At 68.4% G+C, this 16,729-nt stretch carries 18 protein-coding genes and 1 pseudogene; 11 read left to right on the top strand and 8 right to left on the bottom strand.

Annotated features, from left to right (window positions below; genetic code table 11):
• Window positions 1-469: redox-sensitive transcriptional activator SoxR (gene soxR, locus EPN98_RS07075; protein ID WP_293361940.1), on the top strand; the 469-nt coding region annotated here is incomplete at its 5' end.
• A gap of 102 nt (window positions 470-571) precedes the next feature.
• Here soxR and groL read toward each other — a convergent pair.
• Both groL and groES read right to left on the bottom strand, forming a co-directional pair.
• Window positions 572-2,221 carry a chaperonin GroEL gene (gene groL / locus EPN98_RS07070; RefSeq protein ID WP_293361938.1) on the bottom strand — a complete coding sequence of 550 codons (1,650 nt, stop codon included), beginning with the start codon at window positions 2,219-2,221 and terminating at the stop codon, window positions 572-574.
• Window positions 2,222-2,285: 64 nt separating this feature from the next.
• Window positions 2,286-2,573 carry a co-chaperone GroES gene (gene groES, locus EPN98_RS07065; protein ID WP_293361936.1) on the bottom strand — a complete coding sequence of 96 codons (288 nt, stop codon included), beginning with the start codon at window positions 2,571-2,573 and terminating at the stop codon, window positions 2,286-2,288.
• Window positions 2,574-2,791: 218 nt separating this feature from the next.
• Here groES and EPN98_RS07060 point away from each other — a divergent pair, with 218 nt between their 5' ends.
• The 7 genes from EPN98_RS07060 to EPN98_RS07030 all read left to right on the top strand — a co-directional run bounded on the left by EPN98_RS07060 (window position 2,792) and on the right by EPN98_RS07030 (window position 9,982).
• Entirely contained in the window at window positions 2,792-4,003 is a 1,212-nt protein-coding gene (locus EPN98_RS07060) for a cyclopropane-fatty-acyl-phospholipid synthase family protein (RefSeq protein WP_293361934.1), read from the top strand.
• Window positions 4,004-4,097: 94 nt separating this feature from the next.
• A complete protein-coding gene (locus EPN98_RS07055; protein WP_293361932.1) occupies window positions 4,098-4,502 on the top strand; it encodes a hypothetical protein in 405 nt (134 codons plus the stop codon).
• A 97-nt stretch (window positions 4,503-4,599) separates the two neighbouring features.
• Window positions 4,600-5,007, top strand: a complete 408-nt coding sequence (locus tag EPN98_RS07050) for a hypothetical protein (RefSeq protein WP_293361930.1) — start codon at window positions 4,600-4,602, stop codon at window positions 5,005-5,007.
• Between the two features lie 154 nt (window positions 5,008-5,161).
• Window positions 5,162-6,508, top strand: coding sequence for an acyl-CoA dehydrogenase family protein (locus tag EPN98_RS07045; RefSeq protein WP_293361928.1), 1,347 nt, complete (start codon window positions 5,162-5,164; stop codon window positions 6,506-6,508).
• Window positions 6,509-6,701: 193 nt separating this feature from the next.
• A complete protein-coding gene (locus EPN98_RS07040; protein ID WP_293361926.1) occupies window positions 6,702-8,159 on the top strand; it encodes a tannase/feruloyl esterase family alpha/beta hydrolase in 1,458 nt (485 codons plus the stop codon).
• Between the two features lie 246 nt (window positions 8,160-8,405).
• On the top strand, window positions 8,406-9,158 hold the full coding sequence (locus tag EPN98_RS07035; RefSeq protein WP_293361924.1) for a sulfite exporter TauE/SafE family protein: 753 nt from the start codon (window positions 8,406-8,408) through the stop codon (window positions 9,156-9,158).
• 242 nt (window positions 9,159-9,400) lie between these two features.
• Window positions 9,401-9,982, top strand: a complete 582-nt coding sequence (locus tag EPN98_RS07030) for a GNAT family protein (RefSeq protein WP_293361922.1) — start codon at window positions 9,401-9,403, stop codon at window positions 9,980-9,982.
• Between the two features lie 63 nt (window positions 9,983-10,045).
• Here EPN98_RS07030 and EPN98_RS07025 read toward each other — a convergent pair whose 3' ends face one another.
• From EPN98_RS07025 to tadA, 4 genes are all read right to left on the bottom strand, one after another.
• Window positions 10,046-10,957 (bottom strand): SDR family NAD(P)-dependent oxidoreductase, encoded by a 912-nt coding sequence (locus EPN98_RS07025; RefSeq protein ID WP_293361920.1) that lies wholly within the window; start codon window positions 10,955-10,957, stop codon window positions 10,046-10,048.
• Window positions 10,958-11,101: 144 nt separating this feature from the next.
• A complete protein-coding gene (locus tag EPN98_RS07020) occupies window positions 11,102-11,557 on the bottom strand; it encodes a DUF6265 family protein (RefSeq protein WP_293361918.1) in 456 nt (151 codons plus the stop codon).
• Between the two features lie 30 nt (window positions 11,558-11,587).
• Entirely contained in the window at window positions 11,588-12,391 is an 804-nt protein-coding gene (locus tag EPN98_RS07015; RefSeq protein WP_293361916.1) for a helix-turn-helix domain-containing protein, read from the bottom strand.
• Window positions 12,388-12,828, bottom strand: a complete 441-nt coding sequence (gene tadA / locus EPN98_RS07010) for a tRNA adenosine(34) deaminase TadA (protein ID WP_293361914.1) — start codon at window positions 12,826-12,828, stop codon at window positions 12,388-12,390. Before tadA ends, EPN98_RS07015 begins: the two co-directional genes overlap by 4 nt.
• Before the next feature lie 12 nt (window positions 12,829-12,840).
• Here tadA and EPN98_RS07005 point away from each other — a divergent pair, with 12 nt between their 5' ends.
• Window positions 12,841-14,130, top strand: coding sequence for a pseudouridine synthase (locus EPN98_RS07005; RefSeq protein WP_293361912.1), 1,290 nt, complete (start codon window positions 12,841-12,843; stop codon window positions 14,128-14,130).
• Here the strand turns inward: EPN98_RS07005 and EPN98_RS07000 are convergent.
• Window positions 14,087-14,710: pseudogene (locus tag EPN98_RS07000) on the bottom strand (enoyl-CoA hydratase/isomerase family protein); the annotation flags it as partial. The gene EPN98_RS07005 and the pseudogene EPN98_RS07000 overlap by 44 nt on opposite strands.
• 28 nt (window positions 14,711-14,738) lie before the next feature.
• Between EPN98_RS07000 and rsmD the strand changes: the two are divergent.
• The gene (rsmD, locus tag EPN98_RS06995; protein WP_293361910.1) at window positions 14,739-15,431 is read left to right on the top strand and encodes a 16S rRNA (guanine(966)-N(2))-methyltransferase RsmD; all 693 of its coding nucleotides are present in this window, start codon (window positions 14,739-14,741) and stop codon (window positions 15,429-15,431) included.
• On the opposite strand, the gene EPN98_RS06990 is transcribed toward rsmD, so the two are convergent.
• A complete protein-coding gene (locus tag EPN98_RS06990; RefSeq protein WP_293361908.1) occupies window positions 15,414-15,689 on the bottom strand; it encodes a YjhX family toxin in 276 nt (91 codons plus the stop codon). The genes rsmD and EPN98_RS06990 overlap by 18 nt on opposite strands.
• Before the next feature lie 229 nt (window positions 15,690-15,918).
• On the opposite strand from EPN98_RS06990, the gene EPN98_RS06985 reads away from it, so the two are divergent.
• Entirely contained in the window at window positions 15,919-16,689 is a 771-nt protein-coding gene (locus tag EPN98_RS06985) for a MerR family transcriptional regulator (protein ID WP_293361942.1), read from the top strand.
• Window positions 16,690-16,729 lie beyond the last annotated feature (40 nt).

Raw genomic sequence — 16,729 nt, 5'->3', positions numbered from 1 at the left:
CCCCGACGTGCCGCCGCCTGCCACGCTTTCCATCGGCGACCTGGCCCGACGGGTGGGGATCTCGGTCTCGGCGGTGCGCTTCTACGAGGCCCGCGGCCTGGTCCGCGCGATCCGCAGTGAGGGCAACCAACGGCGCTTCATGCGCTCGGACATCCGGCGGCTGTCGTTCGCCCTGATCGCCCAGCGCCTGGGCCTGACGCTGGCCGAGATCGAGGCCGAGCTCTCCACCTTGCCTCTTGACCAGGCCCCGTCGGCGCAGGACTGGCGCGCGATCAGCGAACGGATGCGCGGGGCGCTCGACGCGCGGATCGCCATGCTGGAGCGCACGCGCGAACTGCTCGACGGCTGCATCGGCTGTGGCTGCCTCTCGCTGGAGCGCTGCGCCCTCTACAACCCCGCCGACCGCGCCGCGCGGGCCGGGGCGGGACCTCGCTACCTCCTGGGCGATCACTGGGACGACCCCGCATAGAAAAAGGGCGGGACCCTGCGGCCCCGCCCTCCATTCTCAGTGCGTTGGGTCCCGGCTCGGCCTACGCGGCTTGCGCCGTTTCGTTGGCCGGGATGACAGGCTTTAGAAGTCCATGTCGCCCATGCCGCCCATGCCGCCGCCGGGCATGCCGCCCGCCGCGCCGCCGCCCTTCTTGGGGGCTTCGACGATGGCCGCTTCCGTGGTGATCAGCAGGCCGGCGACCGAGGCCGCGTCTTGCAGAGCCGTACGGACGACCTTCGCGGGGTCGATCACGCCGGCCTTCACCATGTCGACGTACTCTTCCGTCTGGGCGTTGAAGCCGAAGGTGGCCGAGCTGTTCTCGAGCACCTTGCCGACCACGATCGAGCCTTCGACGCCGGCGTTCTCGGCGATCTGACGGATCGGGGCCTGCAGCGCGCGACGCACGATGGCGACGCCGGCTTCCTGGTCGTCGTTGTCACCCTTGAAGCCGTCCAGCACGCGGCTGGCCTTCAGCAGGGCGACGCCGCCGCCGGGGACGATGCCTTCTTCCACGGCCGCGCGGGTCGCGTTCAGGGCGTCGTCGACGCGGTCCTTCTTTTCCTTCACTTCGACCTCGGTCGAGCCGCCGACGCGGATGACCGCGACGCCGCCGGCCAGCTTAGCCAGACGCTCTTGCAGCTTTTCCTTGTCGTAGTCCGAGGTCGTGGTCTCGATCTGGGCCTTGATCTGGGCGATGCGGGCCGTGATGTCGGCCTTGTCGCCCGTGCCGTCGACGATCGTGGTGTCGTCCTTGGTGATCGTGACCTTCTTGGCCTTGCCCAGCATGTCGAGCGTGACCGACTCGAGCTTGATGCCGAGGTCTTCCGAGATCAGCTGGCCGCCCGTCAGGGTGGCGATGTCTTCCAACATGGCCTTGCGGCGGTCGCCGAAGCCCGGAGCCTTGACGGCCGCGACGCGCAGGCCGCCACGCAGCTTGTTGACCACGAGGGTCGCCAGCGCTTCGCCTTCGACGTCTTCAGCGATGATCAGCAGCGGACGGCCCGACTGGACCACGGCTTCCAGCACCGGCAGCAGGGGCTGCAGCGAGGAGAGCTTCTTTTCGAAGAGCAGGATGAGAGGCTCTTCGAGGTCGGCCTCCATCTTCTCGGCGTTGGTGATGAAGTAGGGCGACAGGTAGCCGCGGTCGAACTGCATGCCCTCGACGACGTCGAGTTCGGTCTCGGCGGTCTTGGCTTCCTCGACGGTGATGACACCCTCGTTGCCGACCTTGGCCATCGCCTTGGCGATCATCTCGCCGACTTCCGAGTCGCCGTTGGCCGAGATGGTGCCGACCTGGGCGATCTCCGAGTTGTCCGAGACCTTCTTGGCGTTGGCCTTGATCTCTTCGATGACCTTGGCGACCGCCTTGTCGACGCCGCGCTTGAGGTCCATCGGGTTCATGCCGGCGGCCACCGACTTCAGGCCTTCGACGACGATCGCCTGGGCCAGGACCGTGGCGGTCGTGGTGCCGTCACCGGCCTTGTCGTTGGTCTTGGAGGCGACTTCGCGGATCAGCTGAGCGCCGAGGTTCTCGAAACGATCCGACAGCTCGATTTCCTTGGCGACGGAGACGCCGTCCTTGGTCGAGCGCGGGGCGCCGAACGACTTCTCGATGACCACGTTGCGGCCCTTGGGGCCCAGGGTCACCTTCACGGCGTTGGCGAGGGTGTTGACGCCGCGCAGCATGCGGTCGCGCGCGTCGGAAGCAAAATAGACGTCTTTGGCAGCCATGGCTGGTTCTCTTTCCTAGAATTGTGGGGGGAAGCGGCCCGATCGCGGGCCCTTGAGGTCGCCCTTAGGAGACGACGCCCAGGATGTCGCTTTCCTTCATGATGAGCAGGTCTTGGCCATCGAGCTTCACCTCGGTGCCCGACCACTTGCCGAACAGGATGCGGTCGCCGGCCTTGACGTCCAGAGGCTGGACCTTGCCGGAATCGTCACGGGCGCCGGGGCCGGTGGCGATGACTTCGCCTTCCTGCGGCTTTTCCTTCGCGGTGTCGGGGATGATGATCCCGCCCTTGGTCTTTTCTTCTTCCTCGACGCGCTTGACGAGGACGCGATCTCCCAGGGGACGAAACGCCATAGTTCTTCTCTCTCTATTCCGTTCGAGACGGTTCAAAATGCGGTGACGCGAGCCCGGGGGGACGTGGCTGTTAGCAGTCCCAACCCCTGAGTGCCAACGTCGGTGGGGAGTTAGGAACCAGGGCGGCTTGAGTCAAGCGACGTGGCGTATCCAATACGACCGGTGGCTTGGAATCCGCGCGGACGACCCTACTGTCGGGCGAAAAGTGGAGGGTGCGCATGGGTCTGCAGTCGGTCCTGAAGAGCCTGGTTCGCGAGGGCGACCTGACGATCAAGCTGCCGGGCGGCGCGGAACTGAAGTTGGGCGACGGCTCGGGCCCGCCGCTGGTGGCGCGTGTGACCAGCGCGGCGTGGGCGGCGCGGATCGCGGCCAAGCCGGGGCTGGGCGTGGGCGAAGCCTACATGGACGGCGGCCTGGTGCTGGAACAGGGCGACATCGATGCGTTCATCGACCTGATCGGCGCCAACGCCAAGAACAAGACCAAGAAGCGGGGCCCCTTCCGCCGCTGGCTGCGCAAGACGCTGCGCGAGGCCAACGACCGCGTGGCGGCGCGCAAGAACGTCGCGCACCACTATGACCTTTCGTACGACCTCTACCGGCGCTTCCTCGACGAGGACATGCAGTACAGCTGCGCCTACTTCGAGCGGCCCGACATGACTCTGGAAGAGGCCCAGCTGGCCAAGAAGCGGCACATCGCGGCGAAGCTGGCCCTCGAACCCGGCATGAGCGTGGTCGAGATCGGCTGCGGCTGGGGCGGACTGGCGCTGCAGCTGGTCGAGGACGCCGACGTCGAGGTCGACGCCATCACGCTGTCGGTCGAGCAGCTGAAGGTGGCCAAGGAACGGGCCGAGGCGAAAGGGCTGGCGCACAAGGCGCGCTTCTCGCTCACCGACTACCGCGACCTGAAAGGGACCTACGACCGGGTGATGTCGATCGCCATGTTCGAGGCGGTGGGGCGGCCCAACTATCAGGAGTATTTCGATGGCGTGGCCCGTCTGATGAAGGACGACGGTGTCGCCCTGGTCCATTCCATCGGGCGACCCGAGGCCGGCGTCACCAACGCCTGGATCGACAAGTACATCTTCCCCGGCGGCTATTCGCCGGCGCTGTCGGAGGTGCTGCCGGCCATCGAGCGGGCCGGCCTGATCGTCACCGACATCGAGATCCTGCGCCTGCACTACGCCGAGACCATCCGGCACTGGCGGGACCGTTTCCGCGCGGCCCGGCCCGACATCGTCCAGCTGTACGACGAGCGCTTCTGCCGGATGTTCGAGTTCTACCTGGGGATCGCCGAGCAGAGCTTCCGGGCGCGCCGGCAGTTCATCTTCCAGATCCAGCTGGCCAAGCGCGTGGACGTGCTGCCCATCACCCGCGACTACATCGGCGAGACCGAGCGGGGCTATGCCAAGCCCAAGCGGAAGGTGGCGTAGGCGTTGTGCCGCGCCTGAAATGTCTGGAGGCGCCTAAAAACCGCCGCTAGGGTCGCGCTCAAGAAACTCGAACGACTGTTTGGAGAGACACGCTATGCGCCGCGCCCTCGCGCTTGCCGCCACCCTGAGCCTCATCGCCGGCGCCGCCTCGGCCGAGACCTGGACGAAGTTCCACACGATGGAGAACGGCGCCAGCGTCTCCTTCGACAGCGACTACACCTACAAGGACAAGCAGAGCGGCCGCCTCGTGGTCATGCAGGCGCTCTCCAAGGGCACGCTGGGCCCGTCCGCGCCCGGCAAGGCCGACAGCGTCGGCAGCGTCGCGGCCTACGACTGCAGCAAGAAGAACGTGATCCCGATGGCGAGCTATCGGCCGAACCAGGCGCTGGATATCAAGGCCACGTGGCGCTCCGACACGCCGAAAAAGGCCGAGGGCGCCGACAACGAAGCCCTGCTGGCGGCGGTCTGCCCGCACGCCGACCATGTGCCGGTGAAGTAGTCGGCGACGAGGCGGCGGGCCTTACCTCCGGCGTAATCGACGCGCCGCGGCGGCTGCGAAATCCTTGGGCCATCGACAAGCCCAAGGAGCTTCCCTCATGACCGCCGTTCGTTCGACCTTCCTGCGTTTCGTGATCGGCGCCGACGCCGCGGCCTGCGGGCTGATGGGCGCTGTCTTCGCGTTTGACGCCGGCCTGCTGGCTGGACCGCTGGGCCTCTCGCCCGCCTTCATGCAGCCGGTCGGGCTGTTCCTGCTGGTCTACGCCGCGGGTCTGGTCCTGCTGGCGCTTCGACCCACGCTGCCGCGCGCCGCCGTCTGGGCGTTGGTGGCCTTCAACGCGCTGTGGGCCATCGAGAGTTTCGCGATCATGGCCCTGGGCTGGGTGCAGCCGACTCAGCTCGGCGTGGGCTTCATCGCAGCTCAGGCCGTCGCCGCCCTGATCGTCGGCGACGTTCAGTACATCGTCCTACGCCGGGCGAAGCGCGCGGCGCTATCCGCCGCCTGATCGGCTGTCCAGCGCGAGCCAGGGCGTCCCGGTCTCCCCGCCGGGGCGCCTTCCGCGTTTCGGGGCCCTCGCCGCCAAACCCTAAAACAGTTGTTTGAATCTCGCGGAAAGTGCGTCAAAACAGTCCCAGAGAAAAAATCGCTGGGAGCGACCCATGACCATGACCGCCGATCGGCCCGCAATGGCTGCCGCCAGGGCTCAATCCAGCTTCGGCCTGAGCCCGCAGGACGACCTCAACGACCTGCGCATGTCGGACAAGGCGCTGCCGCTCTACAACGCGGTGAAGACGTTCATCAAAGAGGTCTGCGAGCCGGCGTCCGAGGAATGGCATCGCCTGGGCGAGGGCCGCCCTGACATCTGGCAGTACGCCCCCGGCCAGCTGGAAGTTCTGGAAGCCGCCAAGGAGAAGGCCAAGGCCGCGGGCCTGTGGAACTTCTTCCTGCCAAACGCCGAGACCGGCGAAGGCCTCTCAAACCTCGACTATGCCTACATCGCCGTCGAGCTGGGCAAGGTGCGCCTCGCCTCGGAGATCATGAACTGCGCCGCGCCCGACACCGGCAACATGGAAGTGCTGGAACGTGTCGGCACGCCCGAGCAGAAGAAGCAGTGGCTCGAGCCCCTGCTGGAAGGGAAGATCCGCTCGGCCTACTGCATGACCGAGCTGAACACCGCCAGCTCGGACGCCAAGAACATCGACACCCGCGCCGTGCGCGTGGGCGACGAGTACGTCATCACCGGCGAGAAGCACTACATCTCGGGCGCCGGCAGCCCGCGCTGCAAGGTGATGATCTGCATGGTCAGGACGGGTGGCGAGAACGACCCGCCGCACCTTCAGCAGTCCCAGATCCTGGTGCCTCTGCCCACGCCGGGCGTCGAGATTGTCCAGGGCCAGCAGGTGTTCGGCGACCCCGACGCGCCGCACGGCCACATGCACATCCGCTTCAACGGCGCACGCGTGCCGGCCTCGAACATGCTGCTGGGTGAAGGCCGCGGCTTCGAGATCAGCCAGCTGCGCCTGGGCCCCGGCCGGATCCACCACTGCATGCGCGCCATCGGCTCGGCGGAAAAGGCGCTGGACCTGATGGTTACGCGCGGCATGACCCGTACGGCGTTCGGCAAGCCGATTATCCAGCTGGGCGGCAACATCGAGCGCGTCAGCCGCGCCCGCATCGAGATCGAGGCCATGCGCCTGATGGTCCTGAAGGCGGCCAAGGCGATGGACGTGCTGGGCAACCGCGAAGCCCGCGTCTGGATCCACATGGTCAAGGCGATGGTGCCGGAAAAGGTCTGCCAGATCATCGACCAGGCGATCCAGATGCACGGCGCTCTGGGCGTGTCGCAGCACACCCCGCTGGCCCGCATGTACGCCAACACCCGCACCCTGCGCATCGCGGACGGTCCGGACGAAGTCCACCACATGGTGGTCGGCCGCAACGAACTGCAGCAGTACCGCGAGCAGCCCGACGATGGCGGCGCCTCGGCGGCGGTGTTCCGCAACTAGTCATCGCCTCAGCGACGAAGACCGGAGCCCTCGCGCAAGCGGGGGCTCTTTTCGTTTTGGAGTCACGGATCTTACGGATGGCGCCCCGCCTCATCCGTGCAATCGGTGAAGCGCGGTTCGTCCAATTGCCGCTTCGCGGCGCCCAGCGGCTGTGGTGAAGTCCCAGCAAAGAACAAGGACTGGGGAGGACGGGATGAGGGGATTGCTGTTTGCGGCGGGGGCCGCGCTGGCGCTGATGGGGCCGGGACTGGCGAAGGCCGAGACCGCCTGCGCCGACCTGAAGGCGACCAAGCTTGCGCATGCCGAAGTGACGGCGGCGGCCACCGAGAGCCAGGGCGGCGCCGACTATTGCCGGCTGTCGGTCACCAGCCGGCCCACCAGCGACTCCGAGATCGGCGTCGAGGTGTGGATCCCGGTGGGCGCGGCTTGGAATGGCAAGTTCGTACAGCTTGGCAACGGCGGGTTCGCGGGCTCGATCAACTCGGCCTCCCTCAAGCGGATCGCGGCCCAGGGCTATGCGGTCGCCGGCACCGACAACGGCCACCGCGCCGGCGGCACCGACGCGTCATGGGCGCTGGGGCATCGCGAGAAGATCGTCGATTACGGCTGGCGCTCGTTGAAGGAGACCACCGAAGCGGCCAAGGCGCTGATCGCCGCGCAGAAGGCCGGGGGGCCCAAGCAGTCGTACTTCGTGGGCTGTTCGGACGGCGGTCGCGAGGCGCTGATGGAAGCCCAGCGCTATCCGGCCGACTTCGACGGCATCGTCGCCGGCGCGCCGGCCAACTACATGAGCCTGTTGTTCGGCAACGCGGCGGGACAGCAGCAGGCGCTGGCCCGGCCCGGAGCCTATCTCGACAAGGCGGCGCTAGAGACGCTCCAGGCGGGGGCGCTGAAGGACTGCGGCGGCGAGAGCTTCATCCGCGATCCGCTGTCGTGCCGGTTCGACCCTAAGACCCTGATCTGCAAGCCCGGCCAGAACACCGGCTGCCTGACGCCCGCACAGGCCGCCGCGGCGGCCGAGATCTATCGCGGTCGCAAGGACCCGCGGACGGGCCGCGTGCCGCTGCCGGGTGTCAGCCCCGGCGCCGAGGCCCTGGGCGGTGGCTGGCAGGCCTGGATCACGGGGGTCAACCAGGCGGGCATCGCGAACGCCGCCGGCTACCAGTTCGGTTCGAACGCCTTCAAATACTTCGCTTTCCAGGATCCGAAGTTCGACTTTCTGACGATGGACCTGGGCGCCGAGTTCGATCGCGCGAAGGCGATCATGAGCCCGATGATCGACAGCGACAGCGCCGACCTGTCGGCGTTCAAGAAGCGCGGCGGCAAGCTGATCCAGTATCACGGGTGGAACGACCCCGCGATCCCGGCCCGCTCGTCGATCCTGTATGCCGAGGACCTGCGCCGCACGATGGGCGACATGTCCGGCTTCTACCGGCTCTACATGGTGCCCGGCATGCTGCACTGCGCGGGCGGGAACGGCCCGGGCAATGTCGACTGGATCGCCACCCTCGACGCCTGGGTCGTCGGCGGCCAGGCGCCGGCCAGCGTTACGGCCACCGGACCGGGCGGCGCCAGCCAGCTCCTGTGCCCGCATCCCGGAGTGGCGCGGCGCGAAGCCGACGGCTGGGCGTGCAAGGTGGCGAAGCGGTAGCCACGCCTTGTCGTTCATGGCGCGGCGCTGAGGTGGCGCCGCCGCCAGCTTCAGTGTATTCGAACGCCGCTTTGCCAACGGCAGACCCACATACCTCGCCCGGCTGCGGCCGCGGCGCACACTCCGGCGCTCGCCTCGACAGGCTTGCAGCGCCGGCTCCGTCCCGCGCGCGACGCGCAGCTGACCAGCGACCGGAGGCGGCCTGTGACCGCCTTCCGGGGTTGGTCGCAACTCCGGAGGACTTCCATGACTCTTCTCGCAGCCGCCTTCGTGGTCTGCATGGCCTTTGTGACGGCCACGCTTTCGGGCGTGTTCGGCATGGCGGGCGGCCTGGTGCTGATGGGGGCGTTGGCCTTCGTCCTGCCCGTCCAGGCGGCGTTCGTTAGCCACGGCATACTTCAGCTGGTCGCCAACGGCTGGCGCTCGATCCTGCATCGCAAGCACGTCCGGTGGGACATCGTCGGCTGGTATGCGCTGGCCTCGTTGATCGCGGGCCTGATCGTGGCGGGGTTGAGCTTCGCGCCGTCCAAGCCGCTGCTGTTCCTGCTCCTGGGCCTGGTCCCGTTCCTGACCTGGCTTCCTCAGGGTTGGATCAATCTCGACGCGGCGCGACCGCGGCAGGCGTTCCTGTCGGGCCTGACGGTGACCGGGCTGAATCTGACCGCCGGCGTCGCGGGGCCCCTGCTCGACATCTTCTTCGTGCGCACCGAGCTGACCCGCCACGCCATCGTGGCGACCAAGGCCGCAACGCAGGTCTTCGCGCACCTGGCCAAGATCCTGGTCTATGGCGCGCCGCTGGTGACTGGGGCGGCGATCGGCATGCCGCCGCTCTGGGTGTTCGCGCTCGCGATCCCCCTGTCGATGGCGGGGACCTACGTGGGCGGGCTGATCCTGGACCGGATGAGCGACGTGAACTTCAAGCGCTGGACCCGCTGGATCGTGACCGCCGTGGGGATCAGCTATCTGGTGCGCGCGGCGCAGCTGTTCGCCGGGGGCTAAAAAAATCGCCGGGCCTTTAGGGGCCCGGCGTGAAGTTCTTAGGGAGGAAACGCCCAGGAATGGGCACACCGTCAGGTATGTCTCTTCCCAAGCTCTGCAAGGGCAGGGACGAACTTTTTTCCGGACCTGGCGAAACGGGCTGCCTTTGCGCGTAAATGGACTGCCGTCGCGCTGAAGATTGGTCGTTTCTGCTGGACCATTCGCCGACTAGAGCACCCCGTGACAGACGACGGGAGAGGCATATGCAGCTGGAAGCCAAGGTCCTGGAGAACCGCTTCGTGCGACTGGAGCCGCTGGCCGAGCGGCACAAGGAAGACCTGCGCGCCGCCTGCGAGGCCGATCCGGCCACCTGGAACGATCTCTACATCGTCTCGATGCTGGGCGCAGGATTCGACCTAGGCTGGGCGATGTTTCTGAACGCGCCGGACCCCAGGAACAAGGCCTTCGCCGTGATGGTCGATGGCGTGTGCCGTGGCATGAGCAGCTTTCTCGACATCGACAACGCCCACAACACCGTGGAGATCGGGTTCACCTACTATGATCCGGCGGTTCGCGGCGGGGTCGTCAACCCTTCGGCCAAGCGGCTGATGATGGCGCAGGCGTTCGAAAGCGGCGCCCAACGCGTGCAGTACAGAGTCGATGCGATCAACGCGCGCAGCCGCGCCGCCGTGCTGAAGCTGGGCGCGGTCCAGGAAGGCATCCTGCGCAACGACAAGGTCACCTGGACCGGCCGGCTCCGTTCGACGGTGGTCTTCTCGATCCTGGCCGACGAGTGGCCTGCGGTGCGCGATCGGCTGGATCAGCGCATCGCGGCGTTCGGCTGAACAGACCAGTCCAGGTCACCACCGTCATCCGCGAACACGTCGCGGGACGATGATCGCCGGGCGCTACGCCGGCGCGCGGGCGGCGGGCTTCACCAGGGTGATGCTCTCGACCCGTCGCGATTCCGGCGTGGGGAAGAAGACCTTCTCGGCGTTCTTGGCCACCTCTTCCGCCGTATAGGGGCGTCCCGGCTGGAAGCCTTCGGTCTCGAGCATCTTGATCTCGCGCACGCCGCGCGACGAGACGCCCAGGATCTTGCCCGAGTGGTCGGCGGCCAGGTCCGAGACCATGAACAGAACGCCGGGAGCCACGTTCTCGGGCAGGCTCAGCGGATCGGGCTCCTGCCCGATCCGGCCGGGCAGGTCCGAGGTCATGCGGGTGTAGGCCCCGGGGGCCAGGCCCATGACCCGGATATTGTACTTGCGCCCTTCGATCGCCATCACCCGGACCATGCCGTAGATGCCGGCCTTGGCCGCGCCGTAGTTGGTCTGGCCGAAATTGCCGTAGAGGCCGGAGGTGGACGAGGTGAGCACCATCGACCCGCCGCCGTTGGCCTTCATCCAGTTCCAGACGGGCAGGGCGGTGCAATAGGTGCCCTTGAGGTGCACCTTCACCACCTTGTCCCAGTCCTCTTCCGACGTGTTGGAGAAGGTCTTATCGCGCAGGATGCCCGCGTTGCAGACCAGGATGTCGACCTTGCCGAAGGCGTCCAGCGCGGTCTTCAGGATGTTCTCGCCGCCCTGTAGAGTGGAGACGTCGTCGCCGTTGGCCACCGCCCGGCCGCCCGCGGCCTTGATGTCGGCGACCACCTTGTCGGCCATGGCGCTGGCGCCGCTGCCAGAGCCGTCGCGCGCGCCGCCCAGGTCATTGACGACGACCGCCGCGCCTTCCTTCGCAAACAGCTTGGCGTAGGCCTCACCCAACCCGCCGCCGGCGCCGGTGATGATCGCAACCTTCCCGTCGAGCAGTCCCGCCATGACGTCCTCCCATACCGTTGTTTGGAAGGATCATGGGGCGGGGGAAGGCCGGTGCGCAAGTGCAGATGCTCCCCTCCGGGGAGCTCACGAAGCGCGTGGGGTTGCAGTCGATGCGATATGCGGGGGGAGGACTTGAGGCGGCTGCTACCGGAGTCGTGTGTAGCGCCAGTCCTCGGCTTCCAGCTTGCCCCGAACCGTCCCCTCGATCCGTCCGCAGAGCTGCTCGCCGCAGCGCCGGAAGATCACGCGCTGGGGGAAGTCGTGGGCCTTGTTCTCGAAGGTCGCCTCGCCGTCCTTGCCGGGTACAAGGACGAACGGCGTCGGCGGCTGGCCGGGCAGGATGGCCGTGAAGGTGACGCCGGCCGGCTCCACACTGATGCGGTAGTAGGAGACGAAGGGCTTTCTGCCCGGCGTGTTGGTCTGGCCGGCGCCGGCCATGACTCCGCCGATGGGCGAGAGCCAGGTCTCGCGGGTGATCACGCCGTCCTTCTCCTGCGCCCAGCTGCCGGCCATCCAGGCGAGCTTCGCCACGTCGTCCGCGGGCGCGGCGTTGGCTGCGGAGGCGAGAGCGAGGGCGGCGAGGGCAAGGGCGAAGCGCATTGGGATCCGGTCTCCTTCGACACGCCCGGTCTAGCTCCGGGCGGTCGACCCGGCTTGTACGTTTGCGTCCGCGAGGTGCGTGGCCAGGCCCTGCTGAGCCGCCAGGAACTCGCTGGGTGTGCAGCCCAGGAAGCGGCGGAAATCCTTGGCCATCTGCGGGTGGTCAAAGTAGCCGGCGGCCTGGGCGCATTCGGTCCAGTTGGCCACGCCGGGCGCCTGGAGGGCTTCGAACACCCGACGGAAGCGCACGATGGAGGCCAGCATGCGCGGCGGCACGCCGGTGGCCTCAAGGAACCGGCGCTGCAGGGCTCGGGGCGAAAGTGCGACCCGGGCGGCCAGATCATCCAGCGCGATGCGGCCCTCGCTGGCCCGAATCTCGTCGGCGGCGGCCTGCATGCGGGGGTCATGGAGCCGGGGCTGCAGCCGCGAGATCACATAGGCCGCCGTCAGCCGCAGACGCTCGGCCTCGCTCTCGGCGGCGCGCAGATCGGGCGCCTCGGTGACCGCCATGCGGCGGTCGGTGAAGGGATTCGCATGGCTCTGGAGGTAGGCCGGCGCGCCTGCGGTGCGGAAGCGCACGCCCACCACCCCGGCGGGCTCGCGGGCCAGGAGCCGTAGCGGCTGGGTCAACTGGCCGGCGAACAGCGCCGGGGGCTGAGGCGTCCAGCCGGCGTCGGTCTGCTCGAGGTAGGGCGTACGCCAGTGCAGGATCAGCTCGGCGCGGCCATCGGGAACGATGCGCTGCGGCTCATCGGCGTCCTGGCCCTCGAACACCCACAGGCAGTGGACGTAGGGCTCAAGCTCGGGCGGCGGCGGGAACTCGGCGTACCTCATCCTTTGCGCCGCGCGCGGAAGAAGGCCTTCAGCATGGCCGAGCTCTCGTCCGCCAGCACGCCGCCGTCCACCTTGGGCCGCCAGTGGCAGGTGGGCTGTTCGAAGAAGCGTGGGCCGTTGACGACCGCGCCCCCCTTGGCGTCCTCGGCGCCGAACACCACGCGGCCGATTCGGGCGTGGCTGATCGCTCCGGCGCACATGGCGCAGGGCTCCAGGGTCACGAACAGGGTCAGGTCGGTCAGCCGGTAGTTGCCCCGCTTCTGCGCCGCCGCACGCAGGGCGACGATCTCGGCATGGGCGGTGGGATCGTGGGTGCCGATCGGCTGGTTTGCGCCCACCGCGACCACCTCGCCGGTGGCCGGATCGACGATCACGGCGCCCACGGGCGTCTCGCCAGCCGCCGCAGCGGCTTGCGCCGCTTCGAGCGCGATGCGCATTGTCCGGTCATCATGGTCCACGATCCACTACGTCCCCAGCCCGACGACACGGGTCAAGCCCTCGACTCCGATGGTGAGGGCGGCGGCGAGCGCGTCGCCAAGCTGCTGGCCCGCGCCGGGGTGGGGTCGCGACGCGATGTCGAGCGGCTGATCGGCGAGGGGCGGGTGGCCATCAACGGCCGCACGCTCGACACCCCCGCGGTAAAGGTCGAACCCGGCGACATCGTCACGGTCGACGGCGAAGTGGTGGCCGAGCCCGAGGCGGCGCGGCTGTTCCGCTACCACAAGCCGGTGGGGCTGGTGACGTCGCACAACGATCCCAACGGCCGCCCGACGGTGTTCAAGGCGCTGCCCGACGGCCTGCCGCGGCTGATCTCGGTGGGCCGCCTCGACATCAACTCCGAGGGCCTGCTGCTGCTGACCAACGACGGACAGCTGGCGCGGGCGCTGGAGATGCCGTCCACGGGCGTGGTGCGCCGCTATCGCGCCCGGGCGCATGGGCGCACCACGCAGGAGAAGCTGGATACGCTGGCGAAAGGCGTGACGGTCGAGGGCGTGAGGTACGGGCCCATCGAGGCCAAGCTCGACAAGGCCAAGGAGGGGCCGCAGGGCGCGAACCTCTGGATCACCGTCACCCTGCACGAGGGCAAGAACCGTGAAGTCCGGCGTGTGCTGGAGTCCATCGGCCTGAAGGTGAACCGATTGATCCGCCTGGCCTATGGGCCGCTGGCGCTGGGCAACCTGGGCGTGGGCGAGATCGAGGAGGTGGGGCCGCGGGTGGTGCGCGAGCAGTTCGCCGAGCATATCGAGCCCGACAACCTGCCCACCGGCGAGCGGCCGCTGTACCGGGTGAAGCCAAAGACCACGCGCCGCGATCCGACGCCGGCTGGGACCGAGGCGCTGGTCCGCCCGACGGGACCCAAGGAGAAGCAGCCCTATAAGGCCGGCTGGGCCAAGCCGAAGATCAAGGTCCGCGCCCATCCGCCGCCCAAGTCGAAGGCCGGCGCGAAGTCCGAGGGACCGACCAGCTTTGGACCGCGACCGCTGGCCAAGGGCGCGCGGCCAAAGCCCGCCGGGGCCAGGGACGCGGCCCCCCGAGGGACAGGCAAGTCGGGCGCGGGCAGGCCGGGCGCGAAGCCCGTCGCAGGAAAGCCGGGCGCGGCTAGACCTTCTGGATCTCCACGGGCTGGCGGCCCCTCTCCAGGCCCGCGCGGGCCGAAGCCTGCTGCATCACCTCGAGGAAACCCCGCCGCTCGTCCGCGAGGCCCTGGGAAACCGGGCGGTCGAGGGCCGCGCGGGTGAGCCGCTTGGCGTAGGCCAGCCCCTCGGCGCCCCAGCCGTCCCACTCGGCGGCTATTTCAAGCGCCCGGGCCAGCGGGTCGTCGGCCACCTCGTGGACCATGCCGATCGCATGGGCCTCGGCGCCCGTGAACGTCAGCCCGCGCAGGATGATCTCCAGCGCCTTAGCCTCGCCCACCACGCGCGGCAGCCGTTGCGTGCCCCCACCGCCCGGGAAGATCCCGATCCGGGTCTCGGGCAGGCCTATGGCGGCGGCCTTGGGGTCGGCGATCCGCAGGTCGCAGGCCAGCGTCAGTTCGAAGCCGCCCCCCATGCACAGCCCGTTGATCGCCGCCACCACGGGCTTCGGCGCGGCGAAGATCGCGTCGACCAGGGCCAGGAAGCCCTCCCCCGGAGGGGCGTCCGACGGCGGCGGCAGCGGCCGGTCCTTGAGCTGCTCGCCCATCACCGACAGCTCGTCGACGTCATAGTGGCGGATGAAGATGCCCGGCACCCCGCCGGTGATGATCACCGAGCGCACGGCGGGGTCGGCGGCCAGGGGGCGGAACGCCTCCAGCATCTCCTGCGAGCCCGCGGCGGTCATCGTGCCGAACGGCGGATTTGCATAGGTCATGATCGCCGCGCCGCCGCGGCGTTCCACCGTCACCAGGGCCATCACCGTCTCCCACCTTGATTGTCGGGCGAAACCTTGGAACGGAGCCCCTAGGGCAAGCAAGGAGTGGATGTTGCGCATCGTCTCAGGGGACTTCCGCGGCAAGGCGCTGATCACGCCGGCGGGCGACCACACGCGGCCGACGTCGGATCGCGCCCGACAGGCGATCTTCAACATTCTGGAGCACGCGCCCTGGAGCGATGGCGTGCGGGACCGGCGCGTGATCGACCTGTTCGCGGGCTCGGGCGCGCTGGGCTTCGAGGCCCTGTCGCGCGGCGCGGCCTTCTGCCTGTTCGTGGAGACTGACGAAGCGGCGCGGGGCGCGATCCGCGACAACGTCGACAACCTGGGCGGCCTGTTCGGCAAGACCCGCGTCCACCGGCGCAGCGCCACCGACCTGGGTGTGCGCCCGGGCGCCGACGGCCCGGCCTTCGACCTCGCCTTCCTGGATCCGCCATATGGCAAGGGCCTGGGCGAGCAGGCTCTGGAGAAGCTGGCCGCGGGCGGCTGGCTGGCCGACGGCGCGATCGTGGTCTTCGAGCGAGGCTCCTCCGAGCCACCCTTCGAGGCCCCCGGCTACGAGATGCTGGACGCGCGCGACTACGGCGCCGCGCGCGTCCATTTTCTGCGGGCCTCACCAGGCCCGGGCTGAGGTGCGGTTGTCGGCCTGGGCGCGCAGACGCAGCAGGCCGTCCCGGGTGATCCGGTAGGGGCCGCCGTTCCGGCTGGCGATCAGGCGCTTCTGCTTCAGGGCCTTGAAGACGGCGAGGTCGCAGTCCGAGAGTTTCCAACCCTCCCGGGTGATGCACTCGGCGTCGATCAAGGCTCCGCGTTCGTCGCGTTCGATCAGGATTGCGCCGCCTTGGGCCAGCGCGTGCAGCGTCCGTTGCTGCGGTTTGGAGATGTTCAAGAGATGTCCGGGGTTCAGGCGTCACGGGACGCGCCCGCGAAAGGGGGCGCGGACGGAACGGGCCTGGTCGCCGATCAGAAGCGAGGCTCCGGCTGGCGGTTAGGCCCAGGCCTCGAACACATTCTCAGACATGGCCGTAAGGATGGCTGGCGATTGCGCGATGCGCAACGCTTGACCCTCACGTAGCGCGAGCCCTGATGAACCGCTCCATCGGCAAGGGAAACGAGTGTTGCGCGGTTACACGGTCAAGCAGGTGGCGAAGCTGTCGGGCGTCAGCGTCCGAACGCTGCACCACTACGACGAGATCGGGCTGTTGAAGCCCGACAGCGTCGGCGCGAACGGCTATCGCTACTACGGCCAGGACGAGCTCCTGCGTCTGCAGCAGATTCTCTTCCATCGGGAGCTGGGCTTCCCGCTGGCGGAGATTGCTCGGGTGCTGGATTCGCCGGACTTCGATCGCGTGGCGGCGCTGAAACGCCACCGCGAACGGCTGGAGGCGCAGGCCAGGCGCTACCGCAAACTGATCGGCACGATCGATACGACCCTCGCCGCTTTGCAAGGAGCGACGACGATGGATGACAAGACGATGTACCAGGGCTTCGACCCGAAGACGCAGGCCGAGCACGAGGCCTGGCTGATCGACCGCTATGGGGGCGACATGCGGGCGCGGATCGACGACTCGAGGTCGGCGATGAACGGCGTCAAACAGGCGGGATTCGACGCGCTGATGGCCGAGGCCGAAGCAATCGAAGCGGCCATGGCCAAGGCCTTGGTGGACGGGCTGCCGGCGGACTCCGAAGCGGTGGGCGCGATCATGGCCCGCCACTGCGCCTGGGTCGGCAAGAGCTGGAACCGGGCCCCGACCGCCGAGTCGTTCGCTGGACTGGGGCATCTCTATCAGGAGCATCCCGAGTTCCGGGCGCGGTACGACGGTCGGGCCGCGGGGCTCACCGACTACCTGGCCGAGGCGATGCGGGCGTACGCGGCGCGAGCGCTTTAGCTAACGCCGCCCGAACAGCCGCTCGATGTCGGCGAGCTTC

It is taken from the genome of Phenylobacterium sp., assembly GCF_004299445.1.
Classification (GTDB): domain Bacteria; phylum Pseudomonadota; class Alphaproteobacteria; order Caulobacterales; family Caulobacteraceae; genus Phenylobacterium.
This window is presented reverse-complemented; position numbering and strand designations above follow the sequence as displayed.

Bases quoted from the DNA above. Each gene is read 5' to 3' on its own strand.
- rsmD (WP_293361910.1), top strand. From the start codon at position 14,739: ATGATCGCCGCGCCGCCGCGGCGTTCCACCGTCACCAGGGCCATCACC.
- EPN98_RS07015 (WP_293361916.1), bottom strand. From the start codon at position 12,391: ATGAGGTACGCCGAGTTCCCGCCGCCGCCCGAGCTTGAGCCCTACGTC.
- EPN98_RS07020 (WP_293361918.1), bottom strand. From the start codon at position 11,557: ATGCGCTTCGCCCTTGCCCTCGCCGCCCTCGCTCTCGCCTCCGCAGCC.
- EPN98_RS07050 (WP_293361930.1), top strand. From the start codon at position 4,600: ATGACCGCCGTTCGTTCGACCTTCCTGCGTTTCGTGATCGGCGCCGAC.
- EPN98_RS07055 (WP_293361932.1), top strand. From the start codon at position 4,098: ATGCGCCGCGCCCTCGCGCTTGCCGCCACCCTGAGCCTCATCGCCGGC.
- EPN98_RS07060 (WP_293361934.1), top strand. From the start codon at position 2,792: ATGGGTCTGCAGTCGGTCCTGAAGAGCCTGGTTCGCGAGGGCGACCTG.
- EPN98_RS07035 (WP_293361924.1), top strand. From the start codon at position 8,406: ATGACTCTTCTCGCAGCCGCCTTCGTGGTCTGCATGGCCTTTGTGACG.
- EPN98_RS07045 (WP_293361928.1), top strand. From the start codon at position 5,162: ATGACCATGACCGCCGATCGGCCCGCAATGGCTGCCGCCAGGGCTCAA.
- groES (WP_293361936.1), bottom strand. From the start codon at position 2,573: ATGGCGTTTCGTCCCCTGGGAGATCGCGTCCTCGTCAAGCGCGTCGAG.
- groL (WP_293361938.1), bottom strand. From the start codon at position 2,221: ATGGCTGCCAAAGACGTCTATTTTGCTTCCGACGCGCGCGACCGCATG.
- EPN98_RS07030 (WP_293361922.1), top strand. From the start codon at position 9,401: ATGCAGCTGGAAGCCAAGGTCCTGGAGAACCGCTTCGTGCGACTGGAG.
- EPN98_RS07005 (WP_293361912.1), top strand. From the start codon at position 12,841: ATGGTCCACGATCCACTACGTCCCCAGCCCGACGACACGGGTCAAGCC.
- tadA (WP_293361914.1), bottom strand. From the start codon at position 12,828: ATGCGCATCGCGCTCGAAGCGGCGCAAGCCGCTGCGGCGGCTGGCGAG.
- EPN98_RS07025 (WP_293361920.1), bottom strand. From the start codon at position 10,957: ATGGCGGGACTGCTCGACGGGAAGGTTGCGATCATCACCGGCGCCGGC.
- EPN98_RS07040 (WP_293361926.1), top strand. From the start codon at position 6,702: ATGAGGGGATTGCTGTTTGCGGCGGGGGCCGCGCTGGCGCTGATGGGG.